Raw genomic sequence first — 17,985 nt, 5'->3', positions numbered from 1 at the left:
CAACCATCCATGACCAGCCATGCCGCGAGCCCCGTGCTCGTACCACCGCGCCCGAGAGGGAACGCCGAACTGCCCGGCCGGCTCGCCCTGTCCGCGGCCACCACGGCGGGCGCACACCTGCGGATCGAGGACGTCCACGGCTGGCTCGCCGACCGCGACCGGGCGCACCGCTTCGAGGTGGAGCGGATCCCGTTCGCCGGGCTGGACGCCTGGTCCTTCCACCCCGAAACGGGCGAACTGGGCCACCGCACGGGCCGGTTCTTCACGGTCCGCGGACTGCGGGCGCGCATCGAGGGCGACCCCGCCACCGAGTGGGAGCAGCCCGTCATCGAACAGCCCGAGGTCGGCATCCTGGGCATCCTCGCCAAGGAGTTCGGCGGGGTGCTGCACTTCCTGATGCAGGCCAAGATGGAGCCGGGCAACCGCAACCTGCTCCAGCTGTCACCGACCGTGCAGGCCACCCGCAGCAACTACACCCGGGTCCACCAGGGCGCGCCCGTACGGTACTTGGAGCACTTCGTCCGGCCCGAGCGGGTGGTCGCCGACACCCTCCAGTCGGAGCACGGCTCGTGGTTCTACCGCAAGGCCAACCGCAACCTCATCGTCGAGACCGACGGCGAGGTGGAGACGCACGACGACTTCTGCTGGCTGACGCTGGGTCAGATCCATGCCCTGCTGCGGTGGGACAACGTCGTCAACATGGACGCCCGGACCGTACTGTCCTGCCTGCCGTTCCCGGACGCCGCGCCGGGCGCCCTGCACCCGGACACCGAGGTGCTGTCCTGGATCACCGGCGAGCGCTCCCGGCACGACGTACGGACCGAGCTGATGCCGCTGGCCCAGGTACGCGGCTGGATCCGTGAGGAGCACCGCATCCGGCACGAGCACGACCGGTACTTCGACGTGATCGCGGTGAGGGTACGGGCAGGCAGCCGCGAGGTCACCTCGTGGACGCAGCCCCTGTTCGAGCCACGGGGACTGGGCGTCACCGCGTTCCTGACCCGGCGCATCGGCGGGGTGCCGCACTACCTGGTCCACGCGCGGGTGGAGGGCGGCTTCCTCGACACCCTCGAACTGGGGCCCACCGTGCAGTGCGTGCCGGGCAACTTCGCCCATCTGCCGCCCGACCGGCAGCCGCGCTTCCTGTCCACCGTGCTGGCCGCGAAGCCGGACCGGATCCGCTACGAGGCCGTGCACTCGGAGGAGGGCGGTCGCTTCCTCAACGCCGAGAGCCGCTATCTGGTGGTGGAGGCGGACGAGGAGGAGGCCCCGACGACCCCGCCGGAGGGCTACCGGTGGGTGAGCGCGGGGCAGCTCACCTGGCTGGTCCGGCACGCCCACTACATCAACGTGCAGGCACGCACGCTGCTGGCCTGCCTGTACGCCATGGAAACCTGAGAGGAACCGTCATGCTGAGCGGCACGCTCACCCTGGACGCCGTCGAGATATTCCTGCCGGAACGCGAAACCACCGTCGAGGAGCGGGCCGAGGCCTTCGGTCTGAGCCCGGCGCAGACCCACTTGTTCCGCAGCATCCACGGCCTCGACACCCTCCGCTACGACCCCGACCTCAGCCTGTACGACCTGGTGCTGCCACCCGCGCGGAAGATCCTCGCGGACGTCGACCCGCGCTCGGTGAAGTACGTGGTGTACCCGCACGCCGTCCCGCACGCCGGTCCCTCCACGGTGGACCCGGTGCAGGAGATGCTCACGATGCTGGGACTGGGGCACGCCACGGCGTTCGCGCTCACCCAGCAGAACTGCGCGGGCACGGTCTCGGCCATCGACGTAGCCGGGCGGCTGCTGCAGGCCGACGGCGATCCGGAGGCGAAGGCGCTGGTGCTGACGGGCGAGAAGATCTTCACCCGCGACCTGCAGATCATCTTCAACTCGTGCGTCATCGGCGAGGCGGCGGGCGCCTGCCTGCTGTCCTGGAACGGCCCCGGCGACCCGGTCCGCTCGTTCGCGGTGCGCACCTTCGGCGAGTACGCCGCGGGCGTCCAGATGACCGCGGAGGAACACCGCGACGCCGGCGCCGACCGGCCGAGGGTGATGGGCGAACTCATCGAGGAGGCGGTGGCGGCGGCGGGCTGCACCTTCGACGACATCGACATCGTGATCCCCACCCACCCCAACCGGACGTTCTGGGGCCAGATCGTCCAGGACCTCGGGTGGCCGCCGGACAAGCTCTACCTGGAGAACCTCGCCCGCTACAGCCACTGCCTGACGGCGGACCTGATGGTGAACTACGTGACCCTGCGCGAGGAGGGCCGTCTGGTGCCCGGCCGCAACTACCTGTTCCTCGCCACCGGGATCGGCTCCACGTTCACGGCCATGGTCTTCACCGCCGCGGCACAGGACGCCACGGGGCCGGCCGGCTCCCGCGTCCTGGCGGCTACGACAACGGGAACGGAAGGCCGCTGACCATGCCTCTGCGACTGAGCGCCGGTGCCGTGGTGACACCGCCCGGCAACACCTACGAGCCCGACGAGACGGTCCTGCGCTACAACCGCGACCTGGTCGAACTCTTCGGCGGCAAGATGGACGAGGAACTGCTGCGCTCGGGCGCGCAGGCCGACCACACCCGGACGGTGGACCTGCTCGTCCAGCGGCTCCCCGCCGGCGTCGTGGTCCCCGACCTGGTCGTGCTGGCCGCGGCCCTCCCCGACGTCAACCCGGTCCGCGCGGTCTCCGCCCATCTCGGGCTGATCACCGGCGGCCGGGCGGACCAGTGCTTCTCGGTGACCGAGCAGGGGCTCGGTGCCGCGTTCACCGCGCTGCGCATCGGCGCCGCGCACGAGAAGACCGGCCGGTCGGCGGCGTTCGCGCTGGCGGTGCTGGAGCAGACCACACTGCCCGCCCACGACCCGGTGGTCCACGACGGCGTCCCGGTGCGGGACTGCGGTGTGCTCCTGCTCTTCGAGCGCGGCTCGGGCTCCAGCTCCGGCTCCGGCTCCGCATCCGGCTCTGGCGAGGTCTCCGACGTCCTGCGCCTGGCCGACGCGAGCGAACTGGGCCCGCGGCTGGCGGAATTGACCGCGGACGCGCCGCGCCCGCTGGTGGTCATGGGCCCCTGGACCGATCCGCAGGACGCGCCGCCCGGTGTCGACGTCCACCGTGTGCCGCCCGGCGGTTACTGCGTCAGTGTCTGGGCGGCGCTGGCGGAGCACTGGGCCCACTGGCGCGAGCGCTTCGGCACCGTCGTGCTGTGCGACACCGACCCGCGTTCGCACACCGCGCACGTCGCCGTCCTGGGAGGGGGCCGATGAGCGCGCCCCCGGAGGCGGAGCGGACGGCCGTCCCCGCTCCGGCCTCCCCGCAGGTGGCCGAGCACCTCGCCGAGGAACCCGCCACCCTGCACAACCGGGTCGCCGAACTCACCGAGCTGAAGCGGTCGGTGCTGGACGGACCGGACGAACGGTCCACCGCCGCGCAGCGGGCCAAGGGCAAACTGACCGTTCGCGAGCGCATCGACCTGTTGCTCGACCCGGGCTCGTTCACCGAGGTGGAGGCCCTGCGGCGGCACCGCTCGACGAGCTTCGGCCTGGAGGCCAAACGGCCTTACACGGACGGTGTGGTGACCGGCTGGGGCACGGTGAACGGCCGCACGGTCTTCGTGTACGCCCATGACTTCCGTATCTTCGGCGGGGCGCTGGGCGAGGCGCACGCGGCGAAGATCCACAAGATCATGGACATGGCCATCGCGGCCGGCGCGCCCCTGGTCTCGCTCAACGACGGCGCGGGTGCCCGTATCCAGGAGGGTGTCTCGGCGCTCGCCGGGTACGGCGGCATCTTCCAGCGCAACACCCGCGCCTCCGGCGTCATCCCGCAGATCTCCGTGATGCTCGGCCCGTGCGCGGGCGGCGCGGCCTACAGCCCCGCCCTCACCGACTTCGTCTTCATGGTCCGCGAGACCTCGCAGATGTTCATCACCGGACCGGACGTCGTCAAGGCGGTCACCGGCGAGGAGATCACCCAGAACGGCCTCGGCGGCGCCGATGTGCACAGCACCCTCTCGGGCGTGGCCCACTTCGCGCACGCGGACGAGCAGTCCAGCCTGGAGGACGTGCGCTATCTGCTGTCGATGCTGCCGCAGAACAACCGCGAGCATCCACCGGCCCTGCCCGTCGTCGACCCGCCCGACCGCCGCTGCGCGACGCTGGCCGACCTGGTGCCGCTCGACGGCGGCACGCCCTACGACATGCGGCAGGTCATCAAGGAGATCGTCGACGACGGCGAGTACTTCGAGGTCCACGAGCACTGGGCGGGCAACCTGCTCTGCGCACTCGCCCGGCTGGGCGGCCAGGTGGTGGGGATCGTGGCCAACCAGCCCCGGTCCATGGCCGGGGTCCTGGACATCGACACCTCGGAAAAGGGTGCGCGCTTCGTCCAGATGTGCGACGCCTTCAACATCCCGCTGGTCACCCTCCTCGACGTACCGGGGTTCCTGCCCGGCGTGGACCAGGAGCACAACGGCATCATCCGGCGCGGCGCCAAGCTGCTGTACGCCTACTGCAACGCCACCGTGCCCCGTATCTCCCTGATCCTGCGCAAGGCCTACGGCGGCGCGTACATCGTCATGGACTCCCGGTCCATCGGCGCCGACCTGACCTTCGCCTGGCCGAGCAACGAGATCGCGGTGATGGGCGCCGAGGGCGCGGCCAATGTCATCTTCCGCCGGCAGATCGCCCAGGCCGACGACCCCGACGCCGTACGGGCCGAGATGGTCGCCGCCTACAGGTCCGAGCTCATGCACCCCTACTACGCGGCCGAACGCGGGCTGGTGGACGACGTCATCGATCCGGCCGACACCCGCGAGGTGCTGATCCGCTCGCTGACGATGCTGGCGGACAAGCACTCCGAGCTGCCGTCGCGCAAGCACGGAAATCCGCCGCAGTGAACCGGCCGCTCCGGCCCCGAATTTCGCGCAATCTTAGAGAACATCATCTTGCCCGCCAGGCACCGAACCGGAAAGCTGGCACGGCGAATTACGGACGGCTCCGCCTGCCGCCATTCCCTTGCACCGCCGTTTCCATCCCCTCATTCCTCACAGGAGGCATTGTGTCCACCATCGACGAAGCAACCCGCAAGCACGTGAAGAGCATTGTCTGCGACATCCTCGAAGTAGAGCCCGACGAGGTCACCGAGACCAGCCTGCTGGCCGAGGAGCACGACGCCGACTCCCTGCGCTCCATCGAGATCCTCGCCTCCATCGAGGTCTCCCTCCAGGTCTCCATCGAGCAGTCCCAGATGAAGCGCATGATCAACCTCGAAGGCATCTACGAGGTGCTGGAAGAGGCGAAGGCGAAAGCGAAGGCGGAGGCCAAGTAGCGGCCGGCGGGGATTCAGCAGGAACCGGAACCGACCCATGAGGGGTATTCATGAATTCGACTCTTGCCCGAGCTGACAGCAGGCCGGCGTCCCAACGCGTAGTCATCACCGGGCTCGGGGTTTTCTCCAGCATAGGCACGGGTGTCGCTGAGTTCACCGAGGGATTGCGGACCGGGCGCAGCAACGTCGCGCCGATCACCGCCTTCGACACCTCCGGTTTCGAATACGCCAACGGCGCCGAAGTGGCCGGCTTCGAACCGGAGAAATGGATTCACCACTCTCCGGTGAAGGAGCTGGGGCGGGCCACCCAGTTCTCCGTGGCGGCTGCCCGGATGGCCGTGGAGGACGCCGGTCTCGCCGACGAGGACCTGCGTGGTCTGCGCGGCCAGATCTCCATCGGCACCACCGACGGGGAATCCCGGGACGCCGACACCCTGGTGGCGCAGCGGGTCGCGGGCGATCCGCAGAGGGTGGACCGCGCACTGGCGCGACGGCTCGGCGTGAACGGGCTGTCCGCCGCGGTGGCCCGGGAGTTCTCCCTCACGGATGTCGAGGCGCTCACCCTGGGCACCGCCTGCTCGGCGGGCAACTACTCCGTGGGCAACGGTTTCGACGCGATCCGGGTCGGTGACGCGGACTTCGCCCTGTGCGGCGGAGCGGACGCCATCTGTCTGAAGAACTTCGTCTCGTTCTACCGGCTGGGCACGGTCGCCCCCGACGTCTGCCGGCCGTTCGACAAGGACCGGCGCGGCCTCATCAACAGCGAGGGAGCGGGGGTGGTGATGCTGGAGAGTCTGGAGTCGGCACTCGCCCGCGGCGCCCGTATCTACTCCGAGGTCCTCGGTTACGGACTGAGCTGCGACGCCCACCACCCCGCGGTCCCCGACCAGTCCAGCGTCGCCCGGTGCATGACCTCGGCGCTGGAGAACGCGGGTGTGGCGCCCCACGAGGTCGACCTGATCTCGGCCCACGGCACCGGCACCAAGGCCAACGACACGACCGAGGCGCGGGCGATCCGCGACATCTACGACAACCTGCCGCCCCGCACCATCTCGCTGAAGTCGATGCTGGGGCATGCCATGGGCGCCGCGAGCGCGCTGGCCACCATCGCCTGTTCGCTGGCGATCACCCACGGCTTCATCCCGCCCACGATCAACCACGTCGAGACCGATCCGGAGTGCGAGATCGACTGCGTGCCCAACGAGTCCGTCCCGGCGGACCTGCGGATCGTGCAGAACAACGGCCTGGCCTTCGGAGGCAACAACTCCGTGGTCGTCCTCGGCCGTCACGACAAGGAGGCACGGTGACCGGCATGCCCTATCCGGTGATCAGCACATGGTCGGCGACCTCGCCGTTCGGCGTCGGGCGTGCGGCGTTCGCCGCCGGAACAACCCAACGCCGGTCGGCCATCGGGCCGTTGGACCCGCTGGAGTGGCAGGTGCCCACCACGCACGGCGCCGTGGTCCCCGGCTACGACATCCGCGCGAGCCTGGGCCGCAAGGGCACCCGGATGATGAACCGGGTGACCGGCCTGACGATCACGACGGTCGGCCACGTCCTCGAAGAGGTCGCCCACCCCGAGGACGGCGCCGACGACGTGGCGCTCGTACTGGGCACCACCGCGGGCAGCCTGCAGAGCTCGATGGAGATCACCCACAGCTCCCTGACCGGCGCCCGGCCCTACCACGTGGAGCCGGCGACGATCCCGTACGCGGTGATGAACGGCGCGGCCGGCCGCTGCGCCATCTGGTACGGCCTGCGCGGTCCCAACAGCACGATCGGCGCCGGCCGTCCGACCGGCATGGTCGGACTCACCTACTCGCGGCGGCTGCTGCTGACCGGGCGGGCCCGGCAGGTGCTCTGCGGGGCCGCGGAGGAGTTCTCCTCGGCACGGTCCCTGGTGGAGCACTACGGGCGCCTCCCGGAGGAGCCCGAGACCGTACTCGGCGAGGGCTGCGCGATCTTCCTGCTCGGCCTGGAGCCGGCGCCCGGCAGCCGGCCGCTCGCGTCGGTGCTCTCCGTGCGGACCCGCATGGTCGCCGACGGCGACTGGGGTGCGGCGGTGGGGCACTGCGTGGAGGCGGCGCTGTCGTCCGTCGACGAGAAGGCGGACCAGGTCTGGGCGGTGTCGCACTCCGGTACGGCCGACGCGGCGGGCCGGGCCGAACACGCCCGGCTGACCGAGCTGTTCGACGCCGAGACGCTCGTCCCGCCGGCCGCGGACCTGATCGGCGAGACCCACTCGGTGTCCTCGGCGTTCCAGATCGCGTCGGTGCTGAGCCTCGCCGAGCAGGATCCGGCGTCGGCGGGCCGGATCGCGGTGATCACCTCGGTCGACCCGAGCGGGATGGCTGCCGCCGCGCTGCTGCGCATCGCGGAGTCCTGAGCCGGCGCGCGGGGGCGGGGCGGGCGGAACAGCCCGTTCCGCCCGCGCCCGGACCTCCCCGGCCGTCCCTCGCCGCCGTCGCCGTCCCTCGCCGCGCCGGAACGTCCCTCGCCCTCTGACCGGCTGAACTCCGTCCCGGTCCGGCCACCCCGTCCGGACCGGGACGGTTCCCTGTACGCCGTACTGGCCGCCCTGACCGTCTTGGCGGCCTTGGCTGCCCTGACCGTCTTGGCTGCCTTGGCTGCCTTCACTGACCCGACTCACCTGACTGGTTCGGCCAGCCTGACTGGGCCGGCCGGTTCGACTGGCCCGATCGGGCGGGCCGCTTCGACGGGCCTGCCTGGTTGGGCTGGCCCGGCTGGTCGGTCGGGCCGGCCTGGCTGGTCCCGCAGACCCGGCGGCTTCGGCACTGTCGAGCCCGCCCGGCTCACTTCCGTTCCCCCGACGCACTACCCCAGGAGACATGTATGCAGAGCACCGGACAAGCCCGCCCCGCCGCCCTGGTGACCGGCGGCTCCCGTGGCATCGGCCGGGCTGTCGTCCTGCGCCTGGTGCGGGACGGATTCGACGTGGCCTTCTGCCACCGTTCCAGCGACGACGACGCCCGGACGCTGGAGAAGGAGGCCACCGACCTCGGCGGACGCGCCGTCGGAACCCGAGCCGATGTCGTCGATCCGCAGGCCGTCCGCGAGTGGGTGACGCGGACCGAACAGGAACTGGGCCCGTTGGAGGTGGTCGTCACTTCGGCCGGCATCGTCCGGGACGGCCCGCTCGCCATGATGGAGGACGCCAGCTGGCACGACGTCATGGACGTCAACCTCACCGGCACCTACAACGTGTGCCGTGCCGCCACCTTCCCCATGATCAAGCGCAAGTCGGGCTGTGTCATCAACGTGTCCTCGGTGTCCGGGGTCCTGGGCAACGCCACCCAGACCAACTACTCGGCCACCAAGGCGGGAATCATCGGCTTCAGCCGCTCCCTGGCCAAGGAGGTGGGCCGCTTCGGTATCCGGGTCAACGCCGTCGCGCCGGGCTTCATCGACACCGAGATGCTGCGCGGACTGTCCGAGAAGACCCGCGGCACCCTGTTGTCCTCCATCGCGCTGGGCCGCTTCGGCACCGCGGAGGAGGTGGCCGACAGCGTGTCCTTCCTGGTCCGGGCGACCTATGTGACGGGGTCCGTCCTACGGGTGGACGGCGGAGTCGTCGGGTGACCTGCTCGCGATCCCTGTTCGCGGTCCCTACTCGCGATCTCTACTCGCGGGCCCGGCTCGACGGAACGTCCAGCAGGCGGCGGAGCGGGGTGTCTCCGACCGGAGACACCTGCGGGAACCGGATGTGCGCCGTCAGACCGCGCCCGCCGGGGCCGCTCTCCAGGGTGAGTTCACCTCCGTGGGAGACGACCAGCATGTGGGCGATGGAGAGCCCCAGACCCCACCCCTCACTGCCGCCACTCCCGGGACGTACACTCGCACCGCCGTCGTCGCCCCTGCCCGGACGGTGGCCCCGGCCGCCGATGCGCCCTCCCCGTACGGCCTCCTCCCGTTCCCGCTTGGTCATGCCGGGCCCCTCGTCGCTCACCCGGATGTGCACCTGGCCGCCGGTCGTCACCGTGCGCACGATGACGGCACCGCGCGGCCGGGACATCCTGACAGCGTTGTCCAGCAGAATGTCGATCACCCGCTCCAGCGTGCCGCCACGGGCCATGACGGTCGCCCGGCCGCTCGTGAGCGGTGCGTCCAGGACCAGTTGGCGATCGACGGCGGCGTCGGCCCAGGCGGCGACGCGCTCCCGCACGACGAGACCGGCGTCGACCTCGATGGGCGGGCTGACGGTGGCGGTCGACGCCTCGCGCAGTTCCGACACCGTGGCGCGCAACCGTTCCAGGTCGTTGGTGATCATGCTGTGCACCTCGGCGCCCGGGGCCGACAGATGGGCGGCAAGCCGTTCCATCCGGATGCCGAGGAGATGGAGGGTGGTGCGCTGCTGGTGCGCGATGTCCGACAGGAGCATGCGGTAGCGCTCGTCGACGGCCTGGGTGGTGGAGGCGATGCGGTTGACGGATTCGACCAGTTCACGGGTCTGCGCCGGGCCGGCGTGCTCGGCCAGGAGCTCCACGGGTTCGCCGCGTTCCAGCTGACGTATGGTCCTGGTGACCGCGTCCAGGGAGGCGAGGAGTCTCGCGCACCAGCAACGGTAGGCGACACCCAGGAGCGCCGCGGCGAGACCCACCACAGAAGCGAATAGGGGCAGGAGCATCGACGTGTGCCTCTCGTACGGCGTAGGGCGGTCTGCCGCCGCGATGGAGCGGAGACCGGTGGCACGGACGCACAGCGATCGGGCGGAAGCGCCCCCTGCTCGCACCGCGCGGCAAACTTGGCGCCTGCAGACGTGGCCTGTGGATTGCCGGGCGTGGCGTCGCCCAGGACGTGTCCCCGCAGGCCTCAGCGCGAGCAGGTCAGTGCGCGAAGCGGAAACCGACTCCGCGCACGGTCTGGATCAGTTCGGGCGCGCCGAGTTTCCGGCGCAGGCTGACCATGTGGACACCGAGGGTCCGGGTGTCCCCCACGCTGGGGTGACCCCAGACATGGCGCATGATCGCCTCCCGGTCGAAGACCTTGCCGGGCTCTCCGGTGAGCAGTACGAGCAGATCGAACTCCTTGCGGGTGAAGGGCAGTTCGACGCCGTCCATGAACGCTCGGCGCTGCTTGAGGTCGATGGAGAGGGGGCCGACCACGCGTGATCCGCCGCTCGACCTGGCCCAGCCGACGGCGCGCCGGACCACCGCCTCGATACGGGCCACCAGTTCGCGCAGGCCGCACGGCTTCACTACATAGTCGTCGGCTCCCATGCGCAGACCGAGGACGCGGTCGAACTCGTCGTCGCGACCGCTGACCATGATGATGGGAACGCTGGACGAGGCGCGGATGGTGCGGCAGACATCCATGCCGTTGCCGTCCGGCAGTCCGACGTCCAGCAGGACAGCGTCCACGTCCGCGTAGCGTTCCAGGGCCGTCTGACAGGTGTCCGCCATCGCTGTCTCGAAGCCATGGTCGTTGAGTCCGCTCCTGAGAGCGTCGGCGATTTCAGCATGGTCCTCGACGATCAGAACGCGCATGGAAACCTCCGCTGGCTACGCTGATGACCGTGGTGACGAAAGAGTCCTGAGAGGTGGGACCTGACCGGAACCCGTCCGCTCTAGGATAACTATAGTGTACGACGCTGGCCTTGACAGCTCCGGACACGCCCGGGTCCCCCTCCCTCGCGCTCCAAGGGGTACCGCTTCCCTCACACCCCGAACGCCTTGACTGCGGGGGCAGTTACCGGTAGTCGAGCATTGTCATCAGAGGGCGGTCACCAGTAAGTTCGCCAGGTTCACGATGGTCATCAGCCGCGCCCATGCCGACCGACGGGGCTGGGACTACGACTGGAGCGAGTGGAGCGCGGCCCTGACCCGGGTCGGCCTGGTCGCCCCCGCGGCCGTCGCGGCGGAGATCGACAACTTCGGCAGGGCTGTCGGCGCCTTCCTGGACCAGGTGGCGCGCGCCCCGGAACGCGACCCGGCACGTGACCCGTTGAGCAAGGAGGCGTTGGCGGCCTTCTTCTCGATCGCCTCGGCGATGATGGCCGGGTTGGTGACGAACAGGTCGTCGCCCACCAACTGGACGCGGTGGCCGAGACGTTCGGTCAGTCGCACCCAGCCGTCCCAGTCGTCCTCGCCGAGCCCGTCCTCGATGGACCAGATGGGGAAGCGGTCGCACATCGCCTCGTAGCGGTCGATGAGCTGATCGCTGGTCAGAGCTTCGCCCGCGACACGGTAGCGGCCGTCGGCCGTGTCGCGGAACTCGCTGGCGGCCGGGTCGAGGGCGATGGCGATGGCGATGCCAGTGTGGCTCGGCAAGTACCCGGAATCCGTGATGGCCTCGACGAGGAGGGCCAGGACGTCTGCGGGGCGGGCGATGTCGGGGGCGAAGCCACCCTCGTCGCCCAGACCGGTCGGGTGGCCCTCGCGGGCGGGACGCGCCTTGAGCCTGGCGTACACCTCGGCACCGGCACGTACCGCCTCGGGCATATCGGGTGCGCCGACGGGGGCGACAGCCTCGGTGACGCCCTGGCCGCCGTACCGATCCCGGTCGCCGTCGCGCAGTTCGACGGCCTCTCGGGTGCCGGTGGACGCACCGGAGGGCACCCCGGCACGTACGCGCAGGCCGTCGGCGGTCCAGGACGACGGCGAGGGTGGGGCGGGCGCGGGAGTCGAGGATCTCCGCGTACGCCTGGTCGCGGTCCTCGTTCGCGTGGCGCGGACGGTGGGCGGACACGGGTGTCCCCTTCCAGCGTGCGCCTCGACCCATTCCAGACCGGCCCACCACCGGCTGTCTTGGGCCGGATGGGGCAGCCGGCCGAGACCGTCGGCGCACGATCGGCACCGAGCACGGTGCGGGCGTGTCATCTCGCGGGCTTGAGGACGGGGTTGAGGGTGAGGCGGTTGTCGGTGGGGTGGTGTCCTTCGGGGCTGAAGGGCGGGACGGTTGCGGGGAGGCAGTCCGCGACGAAAAGGCAGTCGTGGTGGCGGTCTTCGGCGGTGGCGGCGATCAAGGGGTCGCCGTCCGGGGCCCAGACGCCGGAGTTGCCCTGGTACTGCCATGCTCCGGCCGGGACCTGTTCCCAACCGCGGCGGTTCGCGTAAGCGATGAACAGGCGCCAGATGCCGGCCATGGCGGGGATGATGTGACGGGTGGCGTCCTGGTAGGGAACCTGACTCATGGTGCCGTCGGCCAGCCGGAAGTGCCCGTCGGCGGCGGTGGGCCCAAGGACGACCTGGGCGCCCTTTTCAGCCAGGTACTGGTACAGCGGCGGGAACTCACACTCGTAGCAATTGAGCACGCCGACCGCGATGCCGTTGACGCCGACCACGGGTGGCAGGTCGTTGCCGAAGGAGTAGTTGCGCCGCTCGGCCGCCCCGTACAGGTGGGTCTTGCGGTAATTCGCCGCCACCAGCCCGTCGGCCGCGATCACGCTGATCGAGTCGAAGAACTCGGATCCGTCGCGTTCCGGGTACGGCAGGACCACGGCCAGGCCGTTCTCCTTCGCCGCCAGCCGGGCGCGCTCGACCGAGGGACCCTCGCGGTGCTCGGCCAGCTCGCGGCACTGCTCGGGGCCGATGGCGTAACCGGTGGTGTACTTCTCCGGGAACACCACCACCTGGCAGCCGTACTCCGCCGCCAGCGCGGTCACCTCGATCAGCCGCTCCAGGTTCTGCTCCACCGCCTGGCGGCTGCCGACCGCTCCCTGCCCCTGGTAGAGAGCGACCCGCAGGCCCTCACCGAAAGCGGGCGCCGCGCGAGAAGCGGAACGGAAGACGACGCGGACGGGCTGATTCATGAGCAGGGATCCCTCGATGAAGGACGGTCCGGGTGACCGTCACTGCACCAAGAACGACTCACCCAGCCACCGGACACCAAGATCCTCATCCCGCGCGAACCGGGGCGCCTGACCGCCCACGTCGCGAACAGTCCGACGCTGACCTTCGCCGTGCGTTTCACCGTGCCACCCCCCTGAGTTCTTCCTCTCCCGAGGAGCCGCGACGGCGGCCGGCACCGGTCCCCGAACCGGCCCCGCCCGTGAGACGTGCCTCCGTCGTCGTGGGCTCAGTTCCGACACTCGCACCGCGGCCGAGGCGGTGACAGGGACCAACGGTCCCGGGCGTGTGGGTACGCGCGTTGGCGAGGACATTGCCGACCATCTCGTGAGGCCGGTCCCTCACGTCGGTGGGCCGCCGGTCCCGGTCCGGGTGCCACTCGGGGCACGCGGGCCTTCTGCGCCGGGAGCCGACGGCACGTGGGTCCCTCTCCGGGCTCAACGGCCCTGTCCGGACACGGGGTCGGCGGTCACCATGAAGGTGGGGAGCTGCCCCGGGGTGTCCGGGAGGGAGTTGTCATGGAGCGCGTGATCGTGGCCGGAGTGGACCGTTCGCTGCGCGGTGCCGCCGCGGCCGAGTGGGCGGCGCGCGAGGCCCTGCGACGCGGACTGCCCCTGCGGGTGCTCCACGTGTCGCCGCCGCCCGGTCCGGGCGCGGGCGAGCTCCGGCCCGACCCGGCGCAGTACGTGGCCGAGCGGGTCGCGGCGCAGCTCGCTGCCCGGCATCCCGGACTGCGGGCCGAAGGGCTCGGGCTCGCCGGGCCCGTCGTACCGGCGCTCGGTTCGGGGAGCGGGGACGCCGAGATGCTCGTCCTCGGACTGCGCGGCGAGGGCGGCTTCGCGGGGCTGGCCGTAGGATCGACGGCTCTGGCTGCAGCCGCTCGCACCGACCGCCCGGTGGTTCTCGTACCGAGCGGATTCGGCGCCGGCCGCCGTGCTCGCCGGCCGGACAAGGTGACGCTGGGGATCGACGCCCGTGCCCCGGTGGGCGGAGCCGTCGACTTCGCCTTCGACACGGCGCGCCTGCACGGCGCGCGGCTCCACGCCGTACACGTGGGTACGCCCCCGGACAGAGTGGCGGAAGGGGAGGCGGACCGTGCGGTCTCGGCGTCACGGTACGCCGCCCGTGTCCACCGGGAGATGGAGCTGCTGGCCGACGCGCTGCGCCCGTGGCGCGAGAAGTACCCGTCCGTGCGGGTCCTGGAGGACGTCGTCCTGTCGGCCCCGGTCAGGGCCCTGGTGCGCTGTTCCGGCAGCGCCGAGCTGCTGGTGGTGGGCCGTCGGCCCGGTGGCGGGCTCGGTCCGGTCGCTCACGCACTCGTGCACCTCACCGGCGGTCCGATCGCCGTCGTCACCTGACCGGCCTCCGGGTCGCGGGGACTCCGGCTCACGCTTCCCGGTCCGGCAACACCAGCCGGCAGGTCTCCCCCGGCTGCACCGACACCGCGCGGCCGGGCAGCCGGACCTCGATGGGCAGCCGGTCGGACGAGGGCACCGTGATCTCCAGGCTTCCGCGCTCCATGCGCAGGCGTACGCCCCAGTGGCCCCGGTAGCGGAGGGTGAAGCCGTAGGAGGAGAGTTCCGGCAGGGGCACCGGGTCGAGCCACAGGGCGTCTTCGCGGGTCTCCAGGCCGGTCAGTCCGCGCTGGACGAGGTCCAGGGTGCCGGCCATGGCGCCCAGGTGGATCCCCTCTCCGGTGGTGCCGCCCTGCAGGTCGGCGATGTCGCCGCGCAGGGCCTCCTGGCAGAACGTCCAGGCCTCGGCGCGCCGGGCCCGGGCCAGCACCCACCCATGGACCAGGCCGCTGAGCGTGGAGCCGTGGCTCGTACGTCGCAGGTAGTGGTCGACCGTGCGTCGCCAGGTGTCCTCGTCGAGCCGGTGGCCCAGGCGGCTGAAGAGCGCCTGGAGTTCGGACGGTGAGAAGAGGTAGCCGAGCATCAGTACGTCGGCCTGCTTGGACGCCTGGTAGCGGTTGACGGAGTCGCCCTCCGCCTCCAGGATCCGGTCCAGGCGGCGGATGTCGCCGTACTTCTCGCGGTAGCCGTCCCAGTCGAGTTCGGCGAGGTCGCCGTAGCCCTCGAACTGGCTGATGACGCCGTCGTGGAAGGGCACGTGGAGGCTGCGGGACACGTCCTGCCACAGTTCGAGTTCGCCGCCGTCCAGGGCCGCGCGTTCGACGAGTTCACGCCGGCGCGGTTCGGGCAGGTTCTCCAGCACGTCGAGGGCGCGGGTGAGGACCCAGGCGGCCGTGACGTTGGTGTACGCGTTGTCGTCGAGGCCGGGCTCCTTCGCGTCCGGGTAGGCGTCGTGGTACTCGTCGGGTCCGACCACGCCGAGGATGCGGTGCCGTCCCAGGCTCTCGTCGTACGTGGCCGAGTCCGCCCAGAAGCGGGCGATCTGCAGGAGCATCTCGGCGCCTTTGGTGTGCAGGAACTCGGCGTCCCCGCTCGCCTGGCAGTACTGCCACACGTTGTACGCCACCGCCGAGCCGACGTGGTGCTGGAGCCGTGAGTGATCGGGCAGCCAGCGCCCGGAGCGGGGGTTGAGGTGCAGCTCCTGGGTCTCCTCGCGGCCGTCGCTGCCGCTCTGCCAGGGGTAGCGCGCGCCGGTGCGGCCGGCCGCGCGGGCGGCGGCACAGGCCGCTTCGAGGCGCCGGTGCCGGTAGCGCAGCAGCGCGCGGGACACCTCGGGGAAGTGCAGGTTGAGGTACGGCAGGACGAACAGCTCGTCCCAGAAGACGTGCCCGCGGTAGGCCTCGCCGTGCAGACCCCGGGCGGGGACGCCGACGTCGAGGTCGGCGGTGTGCGGGGAGAGGGTCTGCAGGACGTGGAAGAGGTGCAGCCGCAGGATGTGACCCGCCTCGCCCGGCACGTTCAGTTCGGCCCGGCGCCAGAGCTGGTCCCAGGCCGTGATGTGCGACTCCAGCAGTTCGTCGAAGCCGGGCGCCCTGCTCACCCGGTCGACCGCGGCCCGCAGCGGGTCGCTGATGGCCGGGTCGCGGGACGTGTGCAGGGCGACGGTCTTGTCGACGCTCACCGTGCGGCCGGGGGCCAGGGGCAGGAGGGTGCGCTGGACGGCGCTCAGTGAGGTGTGCCGGACCGACACGGGTGTGTCCGCGACGAGGCGGGCCGCCATGCCGATGCGGATGTCGGAGGTACGGGTACGGCAGCGCAGCCAGACCGTGTCGGGGGCGGCGGTGTCGGTGTGCACATGGGTCAGGTGGCGGCCGTCCAGATCCCGGTAGCGCGCCACGCCCGCGTTGGTGACGGCGCCGTCGAGAGCTGCCTCGACCTCGAGGTCACCGGCGAAGTCCTCCGCCGTGAACTCGGTCCGCAGCGCGGCCAGATGCGGGTCGGCCATGTGCACCAGGCGCAACTGGCGCACCGCCAGGACGCGGCCTTCGGCATCGGCGTACCGGGTGCGCCGTTCCAGGAGGCCCGAGGAGAGGTGCAGGGTCTGGCCGTGCTCCAGGACGGTCGTGGTGTCCGGCGTGAACCAGGCGCCGTAGCCCTTCTCATCCCGCAGACGGAAGCGGAGCGGCAGCCAGTTCGGCAGGTTGACCATGTCCTCGTTGTCGGTCCGCCGTCCCGCCACCTCGGACGTGAGCCGGTCGTAGCAGCCGGCCGCGTACGTGCCCGGGTAGTGCACGTCGTCCGCCGCGCACTCGGCGAGCGCTCCACGCGTGGCGAAGTAGCCGTTGCCGAGGGTGCACAGCGACTCCCTGAGGCGTTCGTCGGCGGGGTCGTAGCCCTCGTACTCCCACGTCCGGTCCGTCACCGCGCCGCTCCCGTTCCCGTTCCGGTTCCGGTTCCGGTTCCGGTTCCGACGAGCGCCCCCAGGTCCCGTACGACGAGGTGGGCGCCGTGCCTCAGCAGTGCTTCACCGGTGCCCGGGCCCGCCGTGCGGTCCACTCCGATGACCACGGCGAAACCGCCGCGGCGGCCCGCTTCCACGCCCGCCAGGGCGTCCTCGATGACGGCGGCACGGTCCGCGGGGACACCGAGGCGGCGGACCGCCTCCAGGAACAGGGCGGGATCCGGTTTGCCCGGCAGGTCCAGCCGGGCCGCCTCCCCGCCGTCGACGAGCGTGTCGAACAGGTCCAGCACCTTCGCCCCGGTGAGGAGTTCACCGGCGTGACGGGACGCGGAGGCGGCGGCCAGGGGCACTCCCCTGCGGCGCAGGGCGCGCAGCAGCCGTACCGTCCCCGGGTAGGCGTCGACGGCGTGCTCGCGGAGCATGCCGGTGTAGAGCCGCTCCTTGTCGGCGGCCACCTCCCGCACCGTCTCGGCGAGCGGGTCGAGACCGCGGGAGACGAGGAAGGCGGCGGCGCCGTCGGGACGGGGCTTGCCGTCCACGTACCGCAGGTAGTCGTCCCGCTCGTCGAACGGACGCCCTTGGTGCGGGTCCTCGGGAGGGTGGGCGCGCAGGAAGGTGTCGAAGGCGGTCTTCCAGGCGGCGGCGTGCACCCGCGCGGAGTCCGTGATCACCCCGTCGGTGTCGAGGACGACGGCCCGGACGTCGCGCAGGACGGGGGCGAGGGTGTCGCCGGGTTTCCCGGCCCGGGCCCGTGCCGGGTTCACGGCCGCCCCGCCGTACGACCGGTGCCGGTGTTCCCCGTGACCGGTGGAGTGCCGGTCCCCGTACGCTCGGATGCCCCGTACGGGTGGCGGCAGCCGGGTGTGCTGCGACTCTCTCGAACGATCATGGGGTGCTCCTGCGGGGTGTGAGGCGGGGTTGCTGCCGGCCCTGCTGCCACGGTCACGTCCGTTCCCGTGCGGGACGACCGCCACCGGGCAGGCCGCGTGGTGCGGCGGAGTGTGGTGCTGCGGCGTGCGGCCGACGGGGCCGAG

The 17,985-nt window shown here is 71.3% G+C and carries 14 protein-coding genes and 1 pseudogene; 9 read left to right on the top strand and 6 right to left on the bottom strand.

Translation table 11 applies throughout. The annotated features are described in order from the left end of the window. The first annotated feature begins 9 nt into the window (after nucleotides 1-9). The 8 genes from K3769_RS39740 to fabG all read left to right on the top strand — a co-directional run bounded on the left by K3769_RS39740 (nucleotide 10) and on the right by fabG (nucleotide 8,930). On the top strand, nucleotides 10-1,398 hold the full coding sequence (locus K3769_RS39740; protein ID WP_267031064.1) for an NDP-hexose 2,3-dehydratase family protein: 1,389 nt from the start codon (nucleotides 10-12) through the stop codon (nucleotides 1,396-1,398). Between the two features lie 11 nt (nucleotides 1,399-1,409). Next, on the top strand, nucleotides 1,410-2,423 hold the full coding sequence (locus tag K3769_RS39735) for a 3-oxoacyl-[acyl-carrier-protein] synthase III C-terminal domain-containing protein (protein ID WP_267031063.1): 1,014 nt from the start codon (nucleotides 1,410-1,412) through the stop codon (nucleotides 2,421-2,423). 2 nt (nucleotides 2,424-2,425) lie between these two features. Then, nucleotides 2,426-3,268 carry a hypothetical protein gene (locus tag K3769_RS39730; protein ID WP_267031062.1) on the top strand — a complete coding sequence of 281 codons (843 nt, stop codon included), beginning with the start codon at nucleotides 2,426-2,428 and terminating at the stop codon, nucleotides 3,266-3,268. Then, the gene (locus K3769_RS39725; protein WP_267031061.1) at nucleotides 3,265-4,899 is read left to right on the top strand and encodes an acyl-CoA carboxylase subunit beta; all 1,635 of its coding nucleotides are present in this window, start codon (nucleotides 3,265-3,267) and stop codon (nucleotides 4,897-4,899) included. Before K3769_RS39730 ends, K3769_RS39725 begins: the two co-directional genes overlap by 4 nt. 161 nt (nucleotides 4,900-5,060) lie before the next feature. After that, nucleotides 5,061-5,330 carry an acyl carrier protein gene (locus K3769_RS39720; protein WP_267031060.1) on the top strand — a complete coding sequence of 90 codons (270 nt, stop codon included), beginning with the start codon at nucleotides 5,061-5,063 and terminating at the stop codon, nucleotides 5,328-5,330. Between the two features lie 50 nt (nucleotides 5,331-5,380). Then, nucleotides 5,381-6,637 (top strand): beta-ketoacyl-[acyl-carrier-protein] synthase family protein, encoded by a 1,257-nt coding sequence (locus tag K3769_RS39715; protein ID WP_267031059.1) that lies wholly within the window; start codon nucleotides 5,381-5,383, stop codon nucleotides 6,635-6,637. 5 nt (nucleotides 6,638-6,642) lie between these two features. Next, on the top strand, nucleotides 6,643-7,716 hold the full coding sequence (locus K3769_RS39710) for a beta-ketoacyl synthase N-terminal-like domain-containing protein (RefSeq protein WP_267031746.1): 1,074 nt from the start codon (nucleotides 6,643-6,645) through the stop codon (nucleotides 7,714-7,716). A gap of 467 nt (nucleotides 7,717-8,183) precedes the next feature. Next, a complete protein-coding gene (fabG, locus tag K3769_RS39705; protein WP_267031058.1) occupies nucleotides 8,184-8,930 on the top strand; it encodes a 3-oxoacyl-ACP reductase FabG in 747 nt (248 codons plus the stop codon). Between the two features lie 40 nt (nucleotides 8,931-8,970). On the opposite strand, the gene K3769_RS41010 is transcribed toward fabG, so the two are convergent. The 4 genes and pseudogenes from K3769_RS41010 to K3769_RS39685 all read right to left on the bottom strand — a co-directional run bounded on the left by K3769_RS41010 (nucleotide 8,971) and on the right by K3769_RS39685 (nucleotide 13,098). After that, the gene (locus K3769_RS41010) at nucleotides 8,971-9,948 is read right to left on the bottom strand and encodes a sensor histidine kinase (RefSeq protein WP_267031057.1); all 978 of its coding nucleotides are present in this window, start codon (nucleotides 9,946-9,948) and stop codon (nucleotides 8,971-8,973) included. Nucleotides 9,949-10,174: 226 nt separating this feature from the next. Continuing rightward, nucleotides 10,175-10,834: a response regulator transcription factor gene (locus K3769_RS39695; RefSeq protein WP_267031056.1), complete on the bottom strand. Its 660-nt coding sequence runs from the start codon at nucleotides 10,832-10,834 to the stop codon at nucleotides 10,175-10,177. Nucleotides 10,835-11,272: 438 nt separating this feature from the next. Then, nucleotides 11,273-12,035, bottom strand: a pseudogene (locus tag K3769_RS39690) (phosphopyruvate hydratase family protein); the annotation flags it as partial. A 127-nt stretch (nucleotides 12,036-12,162) separates the two neighbouring features. Beyond that, nucleotides 12,163-13,098, bottom strand: a complete 936-nt coding sequence (locus tag K3769_RS39685; RefSeq protein ID WP_267031055.1) for a nitrilase-related carbon-nitrogen hydrolase — start codon at nucleotides 13,096-13,098, stop codon at nucleotides 12,163-12,165. 555 nt (nucleotides 13,099-13,653) lie between these two features. Here K3769_RS39685 and K3769_RS39680 point away from each other — a divergent pair. Then, nucleotides 13,654-14,493: a universal stress protein gene (locus tag K3769_RS39680; protein WP_267031054.1), complete on the top strand. Its 840-nt coding sequence runs from the start codon at nucleotides 13,654-13,656 to the stop codon at nucleotides 14,491-14,493. 28 nt (nucleotides 14,494-14,521) lie between these two features. On the opposite strand, the gene K3769_RS39675 is transcribed toward K3769_RS39680, so the two are convergent. Together K3769_RS39675 and K3769_RS39670 are read right to left on the bottom strand one after the other, a co-directional pair. Then, nucleotides 14,522-16,912: a glycoside hydrolase family 65 protein gene (locus K3769_RS39675; RefSeq protein ID WP_267031053.1), complete on the bottom strand. Its 2,391-nt coding sequence runs from the start codon at nucleotides 16,910-16,912 to the stop codon at nucleotides 14,522-14,524. Beyond that, nucleotides 16,909-17,715, bottom strand: a complete 807-nt coding sequence (locus K3769_RS39670) for an HAD family hydrolase (protein WP_267031052.1) — start codon at nucleotides 17,713-17,715, stop codon at nucleotides 16,909-16,911. The genes K3769_RS39675 and K3769_RS39670 overlap by 4 nt, the downstream gene beginning before the upstream one ends. Nucleotides 17,716-17,985: the final 270 nt, after the last annotated feature.

This window comes from Streptomyces ortus, assembly GCF_026341275.1.
Lineage (GTDB): Bacteria > Actinomycetota > Actinomycetes > Streptomycetales > Streptomycetaceae > Streptomyces > Streptomyces ortus.
This window is presented reverse-complemented; position numbering and strand designations above follow the sequence as displayed.

Bases quoted from the DNA above. Each gene is read 5' to 3' on its own strand.
- K3769_RS39725 (WP_267031061.1), top strand. From the start codon at position 3,265: ATGAGCGCGCCCCCGGAGGCGGAGCGGACGGCCGTCCCCGCTCCGGCC.
- fabG (WP_267031058.1), top strand. From the start codon at position 8,184: ATGCAGAGCACCGGACAAGCCCGCCCCGCCGCCCTGGTGACCGGCGGC.
- K3769_RS39740 (WP_267031064.1), top strand. From the start codon at position 10: ATGACCAGCCATGCCGCGAGCCCCGTGCTCGTACCACCGCGCCCGAGA.
- K3769_RS39730 (WP_267031062.1), top strand. From the start codon at position 2,426: ATGCCTCTGCGACTGAGCGCCGGTGCCGTGGTGACACCGCCCGGCAAC.
- K3769_RS39710 (WP_267031746.1), top strand. From the start codon at position 6,643: ATGCCCTATCCGGTGATCAGCACATGGTCGGCGACCTCGCCGTTCGGC.
- K3769_RS39680 (WP_267031054.1), top strand. From the start codon at position 13,654: ATGGAGCGCGTGATCGTGGCCGGAGTGGACCGTTCGCTGCGCGGTGCC.
- K3769_RS39685 (WP_267031055.1), bottom strand. From the start codon at position 13,098: ATGAATCAGCCCGTCCGCGTCGTCTTCCGTTCCGCTTCTCGCGCGGCG.
- K3769_RS39735 (WP_267031063.1), top strand. From the start codon at position 1,410: ATGCTGAGCGGCACGCTCACCCTGGACGCCGTCGAGATATTCCTGCCG.
- K3769_RS39695 (WP_267031056.1), bottom strand. From the start codon at position 10,834: ATGCGCGTTCTGATCGTCGAGGACCATGCTGAAATCGCCGACGCTCTC.
- K3769_RS39715 (WP_267031059.1), top strand. From the start codon at position 5,381: ATGAATTCGACTCTTGCCCGAGCTGACAGCAGGCCGGCGTCCCAACGC.